Source organism: Chryseotalea sp., assembly GCF_057350905.1.
The window spans coordinates 1-19,541 of record NZ_JBMRCF010000007.1; the positions used below are offsets into that span (position 1 = coordinate 1).

At 39.7% G+C, this 19,541-nt stretch carries 9 protein-coding genes; 3 read left to right on the plus strand and 6 right to left on the minus strand.

All coding sequences use genetic code 11. The features are described 5' to 3' along the window. The 4 genes from ACO1XM_RS08130 to ACO1XM_RS08145 form a co-directional block, all read right to left on the minus strand. The coding region (locus tag ACO1XM_RS08130) for a hypothetical protein (RefSeq protein WP_486227707.1) at positions 1-2,994 on the minus strand (2,994 nt) is incomplete at its 3' end. A 49-nt stretch (positions 2,995-3,043) separates the two neighbouring features. After that, on the minus strand, positions 3,044-5,140 hold the full coding sequence (locus tag ACO1XM_RS08135) for a hypothetical protein (protein WP_486227709.1): 2,097 nt from the start codon (positions 5,138-5,140) through the stop codon (positions 3,044-3,046). 3 nt (positions 5,141-5,143) lie between these two features. Beyond that, the gene (locus ACO1XM_RS08140; RefSeq protein WP_486227711.1) at positions 5,144-9,967 is read right to left on the minus strand and encodes an SH3 domain-containing protein; all 4,824 of its coding nucleotides are present in this window, start codon (positions 9,965-9,967) and stop codon (positions 5,144-5,146) included. Between the two features lie 606 nt (positions 9,968-10,573). Continuing rightward, the gene (locus ACO1XM_RS08145) at positions 10,574-12,568 is read right to left on the minus strand and encodes an OmpA family protein (RefSeq protein WP_486227713.1); all 1,995 of its coding nucleotides are present in this window, start codon (positions 12,566-12,568) and stop codon (positions 10,574-10,576) included. 183 nt (positions 12,569-12,751) lie between these two features. Between ACO1XM_RS08145 and ACO1XM_RS08150 the strand changes: the two genes are divergently transcribed. Then, positions 12,752-13,309, plus strand: coding sequence for a DUF2911 domain-containing protein (locus ACO1XM_RS08150; RefSeq protein WP_486227715.1), 558 nt, complete (start codon positions 12,752-12,754; stop codon positions 13,307-13,309). 124 nt (positions 13,310-13,433) lie between these two features. On the opposite strand, the gene ACO1XM_RS08155 is transcribed toward ACO1XM_RS08150, so the two are convergent. Next, positions 13,434-16,829, minus strand: a complete 3,396-nt coding sequence (locus tag ACO1XM_RS08155; RefSeq protein ID WP_486227717.1) for an amidohydrolase family protein — start codon at positions 16,827-16,829, stop codon at positions 13,434-13,436. A gap of 294 nt (positions 16,830-17,123) precedes the next feature. After that, complete coding sequence (locus tag ACO1XM_RS08160; protein ID WP_486227719.1) at positions 17,124-17,846, minus strand: hypothetical protein; 723 nt, start codon at positions 17,844-17,846, stop codon at positions 17,124-17,126. 161 nt (positions 17,847-18,007) lie between these two features. Between ACO1XM_RS08160 and ACO1XM_RS08165 the strand changes: the two genes are divergently transcribed. Together ACO1XM_RS08165 and lgt are read left to right on the plus strand one after the other, a co-directional pair. Further along, positions 18,008-18,505 carry an RNA polymerase sigma factor gene (locus tag ACO1XM_RS08165; protein ID WP_486227721.1) on the plus strand — a complete coding sequence of 166 codons (498 nt, stop codon included), beginning with the start codon at positions 18,008-18,010 and terminating at the stop codon, positions 18,503-18,505. 171 nt (positions 18,506-18,676) lie between these two features. Next, positions 18,677-19,492, plus strand: a complete 816-nt coding sequence (gene lgt, locus ACO1XM_RS08170) for a prolipoprotein diacylglyceryl transferase (RefSeq protein ID WP_486227781.1) — start codon at positions 18,677-18,679, stop codon at positions 19,490-19,492. Positions 19,493-19,541: the final 49 nt, after the last annotated feature.

A 19,541-nucleotide genomic window follows, 5' to 3' on the forward strand; every position in this document is an offset into this window, starting at 1 on the left:
CTTATACCAGCCTGCACCCAGGTCTTCAAAGGAGGCAACTCCCCCACTACTGGAAACTAATTCGCTCTGAAGAGTTATATGACCAACAGAAAAATTATTGATCGTGTTATAGAGTAAATCAACATCATAAGGGGCATTGCCCCCTGCAATCGTGGTGCGGTAAGTAATATTGCTATCATCTTTACAAGAAACATAAAGACTATTATTATAATAAACTCCGTCACTAAAATCGTTTGCCAGATCAGGAATTTTAATCGTAAGTGGTTGGGGGGCGTTGAGCGTAATAAGTTCAGAAACCTGATCAAAGCGTTTAATACAGGTGTTAGCATCTTTAATTTCCACTAAGTATGCAACGTTCTCGCTCAGGTTTTTAAATCTTATACAATCAGTTCCACAAACCTCAGTTTCTGTTAATATTTCAGTGGCGCCATTAAATAGCTTTATTGAATAGTTACCAGGCGTGCCGCCACCAGCTGTTACCATAATTTCGCCAGATTGATTATTAGCGCAAGTCAAATGAGTTGATGATGTGGTGCTCGTAATAATTGGTGGCGTTGTGATTGTGAAGCTTCGCATAACCTGATCGCCACAAGCATCTGTAATCCGGATTATATAAGCACCAGCAGTCAAATCGGGTATAGAAAGCAAAGTACCAGGAGTATGTGCAAATCCGGTAAAAGCACTACCATTGCGGGTAATGGAAATACTAAATGGTGCTAATCCATGTACATATTTGAGGAAGGCATCAAAGGTTGAATTGTAACAAGTTAAGGCTATAGTCTGACCGTTAGCTATATTAGTATCAGTAGCCTCACCACTAGAGATATCATTGATGGCAAGTTGAGTGATCCTACCAATGGAATTACTTTCAGAAACCTGGGCGATAATACCTGCTTCATTCGGGATGAGACAATCATCTCTAACAACAAGATTTTTAGTACCAGAAGTCAAACCATTTAAAATGTAATCATTACCATTAATTACAGGCACAACAGGATTACTGTTTAGTTCGAAATTTAAAGTCCCTTGACCTGATGTTTTAGTAAATGTTATTCGTCCAGTAGCAGAATTCGTACAACTTGGATCAAAGGAAAAAGTACCGTTAACACGCGCAGGCAAAACAAAATCATTTTTAACTATGGTGTTGGTGCACTCATTGGGGGCTTTAACCTCTATAGTATATGTATTAAGACCAAGTTCAGTAAACTGATAACTTAAATCGTCTCCCATATTTTGTTTACCCATAACTGGCTGGCTCTTTCCAGCACCTTTAAACAGACTAAACTTATAGCCTGTAGTTGCTGAAGGACGTGACCCTGTAACTTCCACCTGCCAAGTAGCATTACCTAGACCCGCATTGTCGTAACAAGTAACTGTTGAATTCGTTGATCCAGCAATGGTATTAAGCTCTAACAATGCAAGACCGTCAGAGTCTAAACGAAAATTCTGGGTAAAAGGTGAACTTGAACAGGCATCGCTGAGTTGAACCTGATAAGCGTTTCCCGTTGAGTATTGTAAAGTCCGGTCAGTCGTAAAAGTGGTAGTATTGTCTCTCGAAGATATAGGATTGACAAGATCGTTGAGATTATAAACATCCCAATTGAATGGCGCCAAGCCATTACTAACATCAAAACTTAATGAACCATCATTTCCGCCAATACAAGACGGCCTGTCAACTAAGGATGGTGATGAAATTGTCGGAGTCACGTAGTTACTGGCTGGTATTTCAACAAAGTAGGCACAAATACAATTTTGTTCATTTGGGTTCGCTTTGGCTTCAATTTCTACTCGATATATTCCAGGGAAAAGCTTTAAAGAATTTCCAGCAATTTCTCCGGTGCCCTGAATACTATTTGTTGCGTTAAGTGTATAGGTCAGTTGAGTAGCGTCATAAAATGTGCGTTCATAATTACCTATAAATCCTGAACAGTACGTATTGCCTCCAACATTAATCGTTGACGATCCACCACACACAGGAGTTGTTCCATTAATTACCGATTGATCTACAGTATTATTTCCTACTGGACCGTAGTCGCTCCTACAAGCACCATTAGTTGACCTCAAATACTGTGTAACTGTATAAGTAAAGGTTGTATTTCGAGGTGTTTGATCTCCATGAACAATTTGAATACTTCCCTGACCATCAGGACAGGTTGGCGCAATACCGGTGGCAGAAACAATTGAAGGTGGATCAGGATAAAAACGATATGGTGCAGTAACATCGCTCTGTATGCCTGGAAAGTTAGAGACACCACATAAATGGGTATTATTTGACTTGGCTCTGAAAAAAATTTCACGGCCCAAAAATGAAGCATAATTACTCCCAATAATATCTTTTATTGTAAAAGATATGGTTGCATTATAACTATCATTTGTGCCCGATGAAACACGAGCAGGGTTAGGAAAAGGATTTGGAAAAAAGGTATAGGTACCATTGCTATTTAATATACCAGCCTCTATTTCATAGAAGCTAGTACTCCCAAGATTAGTGACAGTAAAACTTACTGGTTCACTTGCACAGTAGCCACCAGCTGGGAAACCAGCCTGAGCTAATGGTGTGGCTAGCTTCACTGAAGTAATGGCAACAGTTACTGAAATTGCTGGGCTCGTATTTAACGATTTGTATCCACCACATGGACCAAATGGTTCATTAAAATTAACCGTAGTTGTAGTGCCATTCGCTCTCCTATCTGTTACCTGGCCCGATATCCGAACACTTGTTGGTGTATTTCCAGAAATATTTCTAACATACATAGTGTTATTGGGATTAACCCCGTTAGGAAAATAGGTAGAACCATAGGTGCTAGTTCCATCTATCGTTACCACTACATTTTGAAGTGACAGACTTGTTCCTGGTGGATTATTCCGCCCAAAGAAAACACTAAGGTCATATAGTACAATATCATTTTGCGCGTGGCATTGGTAGGAGGAAAATACCAACAACCATGCTAAGCATATAAGAGTAAGGAAAAGTTTAGGATTAAGTCTACTCATACTCTTTCCATAATAATTGAATCCAAATCATTTAGTCAAATCAATAAGGTTAAATTATCTTAACCACCAAAGCCTTAGAAACCCTTGTTCGTTCACCTGTATTAAAACCAACCACTACCCTATACTCAACACTTACATCCGACAATGTATAATCATCTACAAATTCACGCTGTGAGCCTTCCAATGATTTATAGAATAAAAGTGGTCCACCGTTTTTTGATTTATAGATGATGAATTTCTCAATGTTTTGTTCATTATAAGTCCATGACAAGTCGATGCGTTTCTTCTGCTTATCGATTTTAAAAAATAAGTTTTCAATGATTGGAAAAGGATTACTGTCAATCCATTTCATGGTTAATGGTGATGAAGGTACCGACTCAAGACCATCATCATCCATCGCCAGTAGGGTATAATAATACTGCGTCCGATGCAGTACATCTTTATCAACATAACTTCTTGAAGTATCGCTTTGACTAACAGACTTAATTAATGTCCACTCCTTTTCGGTATCTGATTTTCTGTAAAGCAAGTGTTCTGAAACATCGGCACTGCTGCTCTTCTCCCAACTTAGTAGTATTCCCAATGAGTCTCGTTTTATTTGCTTAAATACCGGGGGCATGGGGGGTACAATGTCCGGTTTTTCCAACTCAAGTACTTCTGAAAAAGCAGATGGGTTAAACCGCTTATCGTAAACTCTGATTTTATAATAGATTTTCTCGGTAAGATTCTTAAGTTTAATTGTGTCTGTGTAATTGGTAGCTTCAAAAATTGGCCCAGGCACCTGTACAAACTCTTGTGACTTAAAATTAGATCGATACACACTATATCCTAAAACATCTGTCTCTGCATTAGCCGACCATGAAAGCTGAACCCTTCCTAGCGTATCGATTTTTCCCACTAATCCTGTCGGAGCAACCGGTGGAATACTATCCTCCAATTGCACCAGATATGGGAATGAATTATTTGATCTGCCGTAACGATCCCAGGCGCGCACAACATAATAATTAGAACTACGCGGACTTTCATCAACTACTTCCCTCATATCTTTAGTTAAATTATCTTTAACCAAAGAATAGACTTTTGTTTGGGGATCAAGCCTTAGCAGATCGAATGATTTCAGAACTGAGACTCCTTGCTGAGGAAAGCTCCATGTTAATTGCACTTGCTGATTATCAATAATAACATGATTATCTACTGCGGCACTATAAGCAAATACTGGTTTTCCGAGTCCAGCAACTGTGTCAGAAGGTGGACCTATCTCTCCAAAGGTGCTTACCCCCATAACCCTGTAATAATATTTTTTATCGTTGGCTGGTAAACTATCTGTTTTAAAAATCAAATTTGATTTTCGGAAGCTACCTGGATATGTATTTACAATTGGCTGATCGGTAATTCTTTGGAATTTAATACCATCATCAGAACGCTCCACCCAAAAGCTGTTGTATATCTTTTCAAACAAAGTTGCATTCCAGCTAAGGTTAACAGTCTGGTCTTCAAATTGAGCCCTGAGATCAGTAATGCGTGGCAATGGCTGAAAGTCTTTCAGCCCTAGGTAAACAAAACCTGTATCTACCTTTAATATCTCCGAGGGAATATTTGCATAAATTCTATACACATATTTTGCATTGGGTGAGATGGTCTCATCTTCAAAATAAAGTGCAGAAAGTTCCGCAGCCTTTATTGATTGGTCAGCCGCAAATAAGGCAAAGGAAAAGCGTGATTCCTGTTCTCTTGATTTATTAACAACCTTTACAACATCAGAACTATAGTTATCAGTCAGTTCAAACGTTTCACCAAATATTGCCTGTGCTGCTACTGCAACGTAATCGTCATTATCCATGTGCGGCTCCCAAAATTGTTGTGACGCTGGTTTAAGCGGGGCCTTATTAAGAACAACTTTTACAGGTTGCGGCAACGCTTTATTGTTATCACTCAGCATGATCCGTTCAATCGTATAGCCATATTGATTTGCAAACAACCAAGTGGTCGGTGTATTTGGTGCCCATCTTAACTTGATGGATTTTTGCGTGGATTTGCCTTGCACTTTAATGGCCGGCTTCTCTGTTTGTGCTTGCATTGGCAATACACAATACATACACAAGGATATTGCGATGGTGAAAATACGATATCTGTAAAATCTATTCATGCCTTAGTCAATTGGGTTATAGATTTTATGCTTGTATGAAGAGGTTGACACATTTTTACCTGGTAGTACATATTGTATGGTGATCCAATAGTCTCCTTTCGTTATGACAGGAAAAGATGAGGTTATCAGTCTGTTGATTCTTTCGTTTGTACCATTCGAAACAGCATAGTTAGCTGCCTGATTAGCTAAATCGATAAAATCGTAATACATATAATACGCCAGGTAGTAATCAAATCGTCCTACTGTTGGGATAACCGTGATAGGAGCTCCTGTTAGCTCTTTGTCAGACAATTTGATTTTATACGGATACTGATACAAGAACACGGCTTTCGTAGGAACAACACCCAATACTGCTGCATTTCTGTTTTCTGGCCGGATGCGCATCGTTCCATTAATTGGATAATCCTGATAAACTAGTGGATAGACTTTTGAGTTATACCATGGAACATTTGATAGATCCGCTTCCATTCGCACTAGAGGTGGGGCACCATTCAGCCCAACAATTTCTTCTTCAGAGAATGGTTCCGGACCACTGATGTTTGAGCCGATAGCATGAACACCCGTGAGAATAGGATCGCGCCATCCGGTTGATGGATTAACGCTTATAACTTTCTCATTAAATGTATTGTATTTACTTACTCTAAACTTGGTAGAATAAATTTCTTTCTCCTGTACTTCCTGAATGGTGCCTTCAGCACTTCTTTGCTTTATACCCAATTCCATTTCTCCTGATGAAACCACTCTACTTGTATCAACATTCTGGTCTATAGAAGAAAGGCCAGTTTTAGGCACATTCACAATAGCCAATGAATAAAGTTGATCGTTAGCAAAATCCGCAGGCATCTGAAGCTGTACCTCTTTCGCTGCAGGAATATAATTAAATGGCACCTCTATTGGTTTGCCATTGCTGGTCGAGAATCTCACAGTTTGGCTCCATTGTGGGTTAGCTGTAAATAGATAACTCTGTCCTTGTTTAAGGGTAATGTACCCCGATTTTGATTCGTTCTGATAGTAGTTGTATTGGTTAATTGATGGATAACTAAAAGCGACATTAGAGGCTGGAATATAATCAGGCGCTTTTGAAGTAGTAAATTTATAGGTGTAGGTCTTTGTTAGCTTTTCGCCATCCACTTCAGGCACAACCCAATAGCCGCCTTTCCATTCTTTAAACGAAGTAACTACTTCAAGTGTAAGCTCTTTTTCAGAGGGTAAAATTTCAAATGGATTAAGTCCTGCAACTGTCTTATCATCATTCCAAATTAATTCGGCTTGTACGGGATTTGCTCCATCTTTTATCCTGAATTGGTCAAGTGCTATTTTAAATTTTACAATCTGGCTGCTTACTTCATCAACCATTTCATATTCCTTATCCATTTCATAATTAAAAATTGCTTGTGGTAAGGTGAAAACATCTACTTCTTTTGATCCTTCTTGTGGTGTTGCCTGTGCCAGCACCTCCACAGATTCAAGCACTGATCCGCCTTCGCGAACTATCTCACATTCTTTTCCAATTTCAATTTCAAACTTACAATTACCTTTTACTAATCCGCCAAGCACGCTGAATCTTCCTCCGGCAATGCCTCTTACCCATGTTGGATTAGGAAGTTTAGCCTGAGCAACAACCGCTGCACCTATATCCAGAATGTTGATCTTTTTGGTTTTTCGGAATATTTTAACTTTAATACCTATTGTTCCTTCAAAATAAGCGTAAGCTTGACCGTTTGCATACCAACCATTGATTCCTAGCTGCCCACCTCCCCTGCATTGAGCATCTCCGTAGTCTTTAAGCATAATATCAAAGCCAAGGCCAGCAGCAAATCTTCCATAAAAAATCAGGAAAGAGAGATCACCTGTATCAACCCTGAAGCTTGCACCAAATCCAACACCTGCACCATCAGCTAACTCATTTAGTTCGCCCATATAATCCAGATCTACACCTCCTAAAATTGATGATACATTTTCTGGTGGTGGTGGTGAATCCGGAATGATTGAACCTATAACAAAATATGAGTCTAAACGAGCAATGCCTAAAACCTCAATGGCAAATCTGTTTTCGTATTCAGGTCTACCGATGTAGATGTACCATTCACCCGGTGCAAAATGAAGTACAGCCTCACCTGCTTGTCCATTAGGCCCTGCACCCCTAATAACACCTTCACCAACATTCACATAAGCCCTCAAATTTCCATGCAATATTCTGTTATCAAAATCATAGTTGATCATGGTCGATGCCCATACCTGCGCTTTCTGTCCGGCATCAGCCGCAGAACCATGAATTTCTTCTACTGATGAATCATTACCCACGTTTAGGTTGCCTCCTGTCATACCTGCTTTTTTCGCAGCAGCAGCCAATTTTTTTGCCTTCTCCTGCATCTTGGCTATATCATCCGGAATCGGTGGCGTCATAAAATAGCCATTGCCTCTAAAGTTTATGTACTTAACTCCACCACCTTGGTGAAAAGCCATTTCATAAGTCACATCAGCATTGAAGGCCTGTTTGCCAGGCTGTATCCCTAAGGATACGGAGGCTTTAAATCCAAAACCAACACTTTCATCAGGCACATATACAATGCCTGAAACTGTTCTTCCTAAAGGTGATCCAATGCCTTGGTCATCCATTTTCATGCGGTAATATGCACCACCACCGAAAGCATAGAATGCTACACCCGGAAAAATGGTTACACCCGTATTAAACTTAACCATGGCATCGGCAAACCAATAGCGATTACCGTTGCGCGTTCCAAAAATTGCAGAAGCCTGCAGTCTAAAGGTTGATCCAAAAGTGGCATCGACAGTACCACTAATACCATTTCCGTAAACAACATCATTTTTATAGAAATTAAGTGTGCCTTTAAATTTGAACGAGCCTTTGTCAATGTCAATACCAAATCGCTCAATATCTAAACTTGAAAACCTGTACTTCAGATCACCGTTCTCGACTACACCCCGTGATACTATCTTGAATCTTCCATTAGCAGCAAATCCACCATCTTGTTCGTTAATAAGACTTAGGGTAAGATCAATACCAAGAATGATATTGTCTGCATCAGATGATCCGTACACTTCATTAATGGACAAAGGAAAGCCCCCCATGCCAGAATCATTGCCTTCTATACCCAATGAAAAGTATCCTATTTTAATGTAGGGACTTACGGTCTGAATTTCTAAGTCCTCAAAGGCAAGATTGGCAAGCTTTACGTTTTTTGTTTTATCTGTAGCAGATGCATTCCCATTCTCCTGAAGCCCTAAGTTGATGGTCATCGATCCATTGAGATGCGCCTTTGGCATAAACTTACCACCAGCAAGTTTTACTTCAATAAATGATGAGGGAAGTAGCATAACATCTGCTTTCCACAAATCAAAGTTTACCGTATCGGGATTCGTAACTGTGAACAAATACTCATTGTCAGGTTTAATGGTAGCCCGATAGGTAAAGTAATTCTCCTTTGGTGGTTGAGATTGTGTATTTGTTGCAGACGTTTGCCCGGTTGATGTACTTGCCGTTTGTGCTGAAGTGCTTGGCGCGTCAGGTTTCTTGTTAAGAGGGATATTAATTCTACCAAAAAAGCCAGCCTCTTTTAATTCATTGACACGCACATCCACATAAATTGTTTCAAGAGAAAAAGCCCAGTTTCCAATTTTTCCTTTCTCTATTGGTATCAGGTTATTTCCAGATATTCTGCCAGAAAATCCGAGGTTATCTAATAAGAGGTCATTACCCTTAAACGAAATTCGATGGCCTACTGTATCCTGGGGAACTGTTTGACTGGAATCACCTTTATTTTCAAATTGGGGAGGTAGGGTTACCGATAATTCCCTGATATAAACGCCACGCCATAATTTCAGGTTACCCTCAATGAATAATGGAGATTCTTCCGCATAACCTTGTGGGAAACGGACTGCAGGTGCATTTCGTGAATCACTAAAGTCGAGTACTGCATCTGTAATTGAAAAGGTAAAGTCTTTTAGATTAGTAACCCTGAATGGTGGAACATTAACATTTACTAGGATATCATTCCAATCAGTAACTGTGGTATTGAAGTCAACCATTACGTTGCCTGTGCCTGTTTCAGGCACCAGTAACTCCCTTGAGAAAACCAAACTACCATCAATGGACATTTGTTTAAACCCATTGCAGTCAAATTCAACAAAGGTCTTTTCTCTGGTGCCCTTTATAACCAACTTTGAGTTATTACCATCAAGGTTAATCGGGTAATCCCCCACCAACATCATTTTTCCATCACCTGTCAATCCGCCTGTCTTACTAAACTTAATATCACTTCCTTTAAAGTGAATGCGTTTACCTTCAGGTGTTTCAAAAACCATGGAAGCATAAAGAAAAGATTCTCGTGGGGTCATCACCACACTATCTATTAAAATAATGTACCTGAGCACCCCGAGATCCAACTTCAAACCCATGGGTAAATCCAGCATGGCTGCCTCATCAAGAAAATCTATAAACCGACTTTCACTAACAACCTTTTCGTAAGTGGCTTCAATTTTTTGACGTATTTCTTCCTGTAGATCAGTAGTTGGTTCAATTACCTCGTCTAATTGAAATGGTTGATCAATGAATACAGGTGAACTTGGTTTAATCTCCAGATTATCGAATGTTCTTTTCGATAAAACTGATTTCTTTTTCTCAAGGCTTACAGGAACGCCTGTGTTAGGCAAATGGCTAGTCTGTGATAAAACATTGTAAGTATTCTTGTTGAGCAAAGAATCATTTACATGGTAGGACGCCCATGAAACATAGGGCATCAACAATACAAACAATAAACTGAGTACTGCGCATACACGTACCAAATAATTGAACCCTTTTACCATGTCTTAAAGAATGAAATATTGCAGAAGGTGTAAATATCAGATACCCTTAAGCTGATCATTTTCGCTTCAGGGAGAAAAAATTGAGTGAATAAAAGAGGTGTTTGGAGGCGAAACGTTATCGCAGAGAATAAAAAACAAACAAAACGCTCACCAAATGGTGAGTACGAGTTGATGGACATGGTTACGCGGTTTAGGGGAGTTAAAAAGTTTGAAATCTCAAACATATTTTAACAGTGACAAAGATAATGCTTGTGGTTCAATACCTAAAATTTAGTTATTGTTAACAAGGATACGTTATCATTAAAACTTGAGTGAGAGAATCATGAGTGAATACCTTAATTTTAAGGCATGAGCAAAAGATGCATTTATATACAAGATCCTTCTATGCTTCATTCCTACATATTTAAATGATTTCAAACTTAAAAAAAGAATAATATTTACTTAAATAAAGTAAATTTTATGTATAGATTCTTCCCAACAAAACTAGACTTCAGTAAATTAATTATAAGATACCTTATTTTTAAGGTATTCTAATTCAGTTTTAACTCGGATAATTATTTGCAATTTTCTCACCAAACTCTATCGTAAATATAGATCGAAGTGATGCTACTGAATGATTTCTATCTCCGTTCTTCTGTTGATCTCGCGCCCGCTTTCTTCATCATCGTTAGAAACAATGGGGCGTTCAAGACCGTAACCTTTGGCACTAAGGCGTGAACTTTCAATGCCTTGGCTGGTCAGATAACTAATTACAGCACTAGCCCTCTTTAATGATAAAGCTTTATAAGTCTCTGCATTTCCACCAGTGCTCAACTCTGTGTTATCTGTGTGACCATTAATCTGAACACGTAAAGCAGGGTTACCCAATAACAATTCCTTTATCTTTTCCACCTCTGCTACAGATTCCGTTCTTAGCTCCGTCTTTCGTGGATCGAAAAAGATATTCTTCAGTACCACCTTAGAACCGATCTCTGCCTTTACCATAATGATGTGTGTATCAATCTCCTGGTATTCAGCAAAAGCTGGTAAACTGAAGTTAATAGAATTAAATAGATAGCCCGCTTTTTCTGTTGTTACACCGTAGTTTCCACCGTGAGGAATTATCAATTCAAAATCACCAATCCCTTCATTGGTGCTTATCTTGGCAACAACAGTATTGGTTTGGTTATCAACCAGACTTATGGTAGCCGCTAGCGGTTCCGCAGTTAATTCGTCAATCACTTTTCCTTTAAGGATGGTAACCACCTTCTTATTCTTCTGTTCTTGAATAAAAGCAGCCACGAAGTCATCATTCTTTTTAACAGGAGGTGGACTCACCACCACAACAGGTTTAGGCTTCGGTTTATATTTGGGTTCTAAAAATGTAATTGAGTAGATATCGGTTTCTCCTTTACCACCCTCTTTCACAGTTGAATAGTAGGCCTTCTTTTTATCTTTTGAGATAGAAAAAAAACCATCATACTCCCATGAATTGATGGGATATCCAATATTTTCTGGCTTCGTCCATTTGTTGCCACGGAGTTCACTGAAAAAAATATCGCTATTACCCAGTCTTCTGTGTCCGTTTGACGAGAAGTAAAGTGTAACACCATCAGCATGGATAAAGGGAGAATCTTCATCCTCGCTTGTATTAATGGTTGGTCCTAAATTTACAGCCTTACCCCAATCGCCTTTGCCATCTAATTCACTTACATAAATATCCAATTCGCCATAACCACCATCTCTGTTACTTGTAAAATAGAGTTTTTTTCCATCGTGAGATAAAGTAGCGCTGGTTTCCCAAAACATGCCCGTATTAATGTTTCTGTTCAGTGGTTCTGGTTTTGACCAGAAGGCACCTTCTAGTGTAGAAACATGTATATCTCCGGCACCTTCTTCACTGTATAAAAAAAGTGTTTTACCATCAGGTGACAATGAAGCTGCAGCCTCATTATACTTTTCTGTATTGATATTGTCGCTTATTTTTTTAGGGGCAGACCATCCATTTCCCTCCCGTATACTGAAGTAGATATCTTCAAAATTCATTCCTGCTTTTACGCGGGCTTCATTGTCAGATCGGTTAGAGGTAAATATGAGCGTGTTGCCATCTGCAGAGATAATTGGTGAATACTCGCTGAACTTTGTATTGATGGCATCTCCTAAATTTTCTATAACTACATTCAATTCGTTCTGCGCCAGTGAATCGGCCATAATACATTCTGCAATTTTCTCATCAGCGATGGAGGCAAGCTTTCTGTTTTTTCTTTTGAAGTCATCGAAATGTTGAATGGCTTTTTTAAACTCATTGGTGTTTTGAAATGCTACGCCAAGGTGGTAATCAATATCCTGGTGCACAGCAGGATTAAGTCGATAGGCTTTATCGATATATAAGGCAGCTTTGGATTTTGTATCAGAATATAGATAAGTTAAGCCAATTTTAAAATTCAGTGATGCATCATCAGGATTTATCTCATACGCTTTCAGATAAGTGCCTAATGCTGCAGTGTAATTCTTTTTGCCATACAACTGATCTGCATTACTTATCAGTTCTTTTGCAGATTGTGCATATACAGACGGCACAATCTGTGATAATAATAAAATAAAGAAAAGATAAGATCTCATATATCGTATTGCTACAGAAAGTAGTATTTGCAAATGTAAGGCCATAAATCCTGGCTCATCTTAATTTACGTTTACTTCACGACTATTTTAGAACAGATGTAATAAAATAAGCATTCTTGCATTTAATTGAATTCGTTAATTAATTCACCTGGTTTGTGGTAACTTGAGCCACCTTAAAAAAATATGAAAAAGTACATTTTTGCAGTTTCGGCCCTTTTCATTCTTTCGCATATGGCTGTTGCTCAGCATGTTCATGAAGCACAAAGTGCAGCACCTGCTGATACAACAAAAAAAAGCATCCCCAAAGAAGTACATGCGCAATTAGGTGATTCGCACCACATGATTTATTACTATGCTCCTGCCGTTCGGGGACGAGCCATATGGGGTGGCTTAGTGCCTTTTAATGAGGTTTGGGTAACAGGGGCGCATCGGGCCACTCATTGGCAATTTGACAAGGATATTATGATTGGTAAACAACGTATTCCGGCTGGCAAATACGGAGTCTTTACTATTCCCGGTAAAAAAGAATGGGTGTTTATCTTAAACAAAAACTGGGATCAGCATCTAGCAGACGATTATGATTCCGATGAAGATGTGATAAGAATAAAGGTAAAGCCAAGTAAAAGCAATAAAAATCAGGAAAGACTCACCTACTACCTGAATGAGATGGGGAACAAACAAAATGCTCTTCTTATGTCATGGGAAAAGATTCGACTTAAAATAACTTTTACCTCACTGTAAAAAGATTTACTAAATCGCTTCGAAATAAATATCACATTTACAGGCAGCAAAATAAACTGCACAAAACTAAAAAGGTCTTAATTCTTTCGAATTAAGACCTTTTAGTTTTCCACTGGGCACTTAATTATTTTTGTACACCTGGCAAGCCTTCTGGCTTAGCCTGTTCGTTAGCAAATGAAGGTGCCTTACGTTGCGCAGGATATACTTCATCCAAAGTATTGCCTTCATACAAGCGACCATTCTTCATTACTTTATTAATGGTGTTGGTGTTGCGAATATTTTCAAGTGGATTGCTATCCAGGATCAGCAAGTCAGCTAATTTACCTGGCTCAATACTACCTAGATCGTTTGCTAAACCTAATGCTTTAGCGCCATGGATAGTGGCTACTTTTAATGCATTATGATTACTTAAACCTCCGGAAGCCACGCTCCACAATTCCCAATGGTAACCAAGACCTTGTAGCTGACCATGAGAGCCTATGCCTGCATTACCGCCTGCTTTAACAAGATCATTTACAAAGCGTGCATGGTCATCAAACACGTGTTCTTCTTTCATAAACCATCCTGGCCTTCTTCTTGACTTTTGATCCAACTCTGACTTCGCTGTGAAGTAATTAAGTTTTGGATCGCCATTCACGTTTTCTGTTGCATAGTAAAAATTCTCTGCCCATGGTCCGCCATACGCCACTAACAATGTAGGCGTGTAGGTCATCTTGGATTCTGCAACTGCCTTGGCAAAATCGCTGTACAAGGGATAAATAGGAAAAGCATGCTCATGTCCGGAATAACCGTCAATCAAGTTGGTAACATTGAGTTTAAAGTCAAGACCACCTTCAGTAGTAGGCATCAAACCTTGTTCCTTACAAGCCTGAATTACCCACTGTCTGTGCTGGCGATTACCCGTCAGATACATCTTGATTGTCTTGGTGTTGTAGTATTCTGAGTACTGCTTCAGAATGTCTTTAGTTTGTTCATAATCCTTTAGGTTATATGACCAGAAACCTACACCAGGACCTGTGCTATATACACGAGGACCAATGATATCACCTGTCTCAACCATGTCACTATAAGTTAGTACATCTGTCGTAGCAGTCTGTGGATCGCGGGTTGAGGTAACGCCATAAGCCAGGTTGGCTGCATACATCCACACCTGATTTTTGTGAATACCCCAGGCTGGCCACATGTGTGCGTGGGTATCTACAAAACCTGGTACAATGGTTTTTCCTTTTAGATCCATTTTTTGAACCGTGCTACCGACACTGATAGAGCCCGCAGGCCCTACTTGTTTAATGCGTGCATTCTCAATCAATACATCGCCACTTTCAATGACTTCATCTCCTTTCATGCTGATGATTCTCGCATTTTGTAACAAGATGCTGCCTGAAGGGATATCCTTCTGTACGATTACTTTAACCCTGAGTTCTGCAGGCTTATAGTTTTCGTCCTTCTTCTCGGCCTTATCGGCTTCCTTCTTCTCTCCTTCTGCCTTAGTATCTTTACCTGCTTCTTTGGCCTTCTCCTCTTCCGCTGTTTTCTTTTTCAGCTCAAGTTCTTTCGCTTTGGCCTCGTCCAGATTATAGGTAAAGAAGGCATTACCTAGAGAATAGTAAACGAGTTTACCATTACTGCTCCAGCTGGGAAACTCACCCCCTATTTTAGTAAGCTTTGTGGCAGGGAATGATGCATTACCTGCCTCGGCTACTGAAATTTTAGGAACATCGCCACCTGTTTTGGGTATAGTCACTACATAGATATCATTGTTGATATGAGCAATGGCCTTGTCGCCTTCGGGTGCCATTAAAATAACGTTGGCATTAGACGGTTCACGTTGAGGCTCGGTAGCTGATTCATACAACATGCAATGTTGCTCACCGAGTGCTGAACCATAAGTCATAATACCGGTAATTTTAGCATGCGCTTTCTCATCGCTGCCATCCCAGCGGATGGATACCAAACCTTTCTGACCGCTGTAGAGATAAATGCGATCATCACTTTTTACAAAATGCGGATTGCTTCTACCCTTCGCTTTACCAATCACATTGATGTTGCCTCCATCTCCACTGATCCAGGCGATTGCATTCTGATTAGCAAAAGTTACCGGATCTGGGTCTTCTTTAAAATTGTACGAACTACCTTGCAGGAAAACAATTTTGTTACCCTGGAATGTCCAGGCAGGTTCAGAGTACAGTGCAGGCACCGTTGTCAAGCGTTGTGGCTTGGCCCCTTTCACTTTAAAGTTGATTTTGTAGATATGACCGCCATTTCCTTCCCAGGTTGTCCATGCCAACTGAGCGCCATCGGCACTCCAGGCGGGCTGGGCTTCTGTGTAATTAGCTGCACTCACGCGCTTAGGTGTGCCGTTGGGTAAATCCATTACGTACAACCTGTTCAATGCTGTAAAGGCTACTTGTTTGCCATCGGGTGAAACAACAGGTGTGCGTATTTGAGTCACCACCATATCTTTATCATCCTTAATCGGATAATTAAAATCAACCAAAGGTCCCATTAACAATTCAGTTTCCATCTGGAAAGGAATATTAATAGCAGCACCACCGGCTACAGGAATACGGTAAAACTTACCACCATAAGACGCTACAACTTCTTTACTGTCGGGTGTAAATGACATGGCCGGTAAAACACCCAGCGGAGCAATAGACTCCTGCTCATCGCGCTGCACGGGGTAGGCAAGCCATTTCTCATCGCCTGTCTTAAGGTCGTGAAGAATTAAACCCGTCTGGTCGTTGTAACGTGAACCATATACTAACCACTTACCATCGGGGGAAAGTGTTGGGGAGAAGGCTGAACCATAGCGAGAAGTTTTCACTTCTGTTTCGCCATTGTCTCTATCATAAACTGCTAATTGATATTGAGGTAATTGGGCATTGTAGTTCCAGGCAGCATTACGTTGTGCATACCAAACATAGCGACCGTCAGCACCAAAAGCAGGCTCCACCACTTTAAGGTTATCTGGCTTGCTGATGATCTGCGCTCCAGAACCACCGTCTTTGTGGAACATCCATAATTTCAAATTCCGTGTACCCCGCGACCCAACAATATAGGTTCCATCGGGTGTCCACTCAGCTGATTGATAGTGATCGGTATTTCCTTTTGTAACCTGCAGTGAATCCTTTCCATCTAATGAAAACCACCAGATGTTTTCTCCACCGCTCCGATCAGATACAAACAATAACTTTGTACCATCAGGGCTGAATTTAGGATGTGAATCGAAGGCCATGCCTTTGGTAAATTGTGTAGGCTTGCCACCGCTGATGGGCATCGTAAAAATGTCACCCAGAAAATCGAAGGCAATGGTTTTGCCGTCAGGACTAACGTCAAGCGACATCCAGGTACCCTCGGAAGTTTTAATGGATACCGTTCTGCCCACTTCTAAAGGGAGGTCCTTTTTCTTTTTGGGCTTTTCTTTTTTAGTCGAGTCCGACTTTTCTTTCTTATCGTCTTGTGCCAGTGTTGCAAAGGCAACAAAGAATGCGATAAGTGCCAGGAGGTATTGTTTCTTCATAAGCAATTTAAATGTTAAGTAAGAAAGCCATTTGTTAACAAATTGTCAATTGAATTACACCAAAGGCTTAAATAAATCATCAGCGCAGATTAAAAGCGCATAAGTGATGCGTTACTACCTAAGCATGGGTTATAGTGTTGTTATGCCAGAACAAGGCTAATATTTCCAAAGGTTCATGAAACTCTCCGCAAATAGATTTCTAGGCGGGCTGGACATGCTACTTGTTGATCACTTTTTGTACTCATTGTTAGTTCTGTTTGCAAAGCATGAACTGCAAATCATAAAGATGTATCGTCAGGGATTATTCTTCGACCAGAAATTACTAATAGGATATTTGACCTCGGTACTGATGCACCAAAAATCGCCCTTACTTATTGCTGTACCGTAATAGGTATTGCTATTATTTACTGTGTATTGTATATCCAACTGATTAATTTCATTGATGCCAAAATAGTAATTTGTTGAAATTGAGATTAGCAATGATTTGAATACTTCTAGCTCAAAACCAAGTCCCGCCTGGAAAAGTGAGAAGTACCTGTTAACGTCTGGATTGTTGGTGTAATTATAATTAATTACAGTTGCATCAGCTGTTTGAATGCCATAGCCTAAACCGTATCCAAAAGAAGGATTAATACCCAGTGAATAGCCAACGACAGGAACGACATACAATTTTTCTTTGTAAAGATTCAGGTTCGATCCAATACGCAAGGGAATAATCCATGAATTATCACTACTGCTACTGGCATAGTATGGGATAGTCTTAAAACCAAAACCCTCTGCGTAATATTTTAATATCAGGGCAGTTTCTATGTAATAATATTTACCAATTTCTTGCCTGAAATTGAAGCCACCTTGAGCCCCAATAAGCGGAACCTGCTTTAGGTAAGTGCCACTTTCTTTAATGCTGTAAATGTCATTTGCTACAGAAAACTCTAAACCGAAGTAAGTTTTATACTGCGCTACTGTGGAGTTTACCAGGCAGATTAGAAAAGCAGATGTTATGGCCAACTTTTTCATCTTCTTATGGGGTGTCGTGTACATTGTGCAACGTTCAATGTCATAGTTTATTATCTCCCCACGCCTTAAAGCCCAGATTGATGCAAATACTATAAAAAAATGTCCCTTGCTGTGACAATTCGGCAAATTATGCTACTAACAAGGCAAAGATCATTACTTCAGTGGAATCGCAAAAGCAAAGATTTATAGAAGTCATCAACAGCCAGCAAGGGATTGTTAAGAGTCTTTGCAAGGCCTATTATACCAGGCATGAAGATCAAAAAGATGCTTATCAGGACATCATCCTGCAACTCTGGAAATCCTTTGAAACATTTCGCGGAGTGTCCGCACTTAGTACATGGATTTACAGGGTTAGTCTTAACACCTTACTTACCAAAGTAAGAAACGATAGAAATAAAATAATTACAGAGACATTGTCAGTATCTGAACAGCTTGAACCGCGAGCCATGGCTGATGATGACAATGAACTTCTCAACATTGTGCTTCAGTCATTAAAAGAAATCGACAAGGCCATTATCATTTTGTATTTAGAAGGATACAAAAACAAAGAGATCTCTCAGATGCTGGACTTAACCTCTACTAATGTTAGTACCAGACTGAACAGAGTGAAGACAGAACTAAAAAGCAAATTCAAAAGTCAGCGTTATGAATTTAAATAACCTTAAACCCGCATGGAAGCAGTTCCGGTTTCTGAATTCCATGCAACCTGCAAATCAAAAAGAAATCTTATCTATCATAGAGCGGGAAGAACTACAAACAATACAAAGATTTCCTGGATACATGACGATCACGCTAGTGTTTGTTTTGCTCACTGTTTGTTGTCAGGGAGGATGATTTCCTTTATCGTTTGGGATCTCGATCCCGTAATTTTTAGGGAGATAGAATTTTTAAGGTGGTATGGATGCTGCTGGGCTATTGGAATGATGATGGGCTATCAAGTCATGCTAAAAATCTATAAGCATGAAAGTCTCGAACAACATGACTTAGACACGTTGACTATTTATGTGATACTGGGCGCTATTATAGGTGCCCGCTTAGGGCACATTCTTTTCTATGATCCCGTTTACTACCTGGACAATCCTATTGAGATTCTGCCAATTCGAATTAAGCCCTCATTTGAGTTTACTGGACTGGCGGGACTGGCCAGTCATGGTGGCGTTATAGGTGCCTTGTTTGCTCTATACCTGTATTGCAAAAAACACACAAAAGACTTTTTGTGGACATTAGATCGGTTGACCATTGCAGCTTCATTGCTGGGGGCTTTCATAAGATTGGGTAATTTGATGAATTCCGAAATCATTGGAATACCAACGCAGGTACCCTGGGCATTTGTCTTTACGCGCATCGATTATTTCCCAAGGCATGCGACACAACTTTATGAAGCTATCTTCTACCTTGCGATTTTTTCATTTTTGTTTATGCTCTGGAAAAGAAAGAGAGTTCAACATCACAAAGGTTTTCTATTCGGCTTAGGTTTATCATTAATCTTCACGTTAAGATTCTTTATGGAATTCCTTAAAGAAAATCAGGTGGCTTTTGAAGAAAATTTTCTGCTGAACATGGGGCAAATATTAAGTGTACCTTTAGTTATTACTGGCGTATTAACCATGGTGTGGAGTACCAAAAATCCAAAGCAAGATACCTGACTCAATACACTTTGTTACTCTTATTTTTAGTCATGTGCTGCGCTAACAT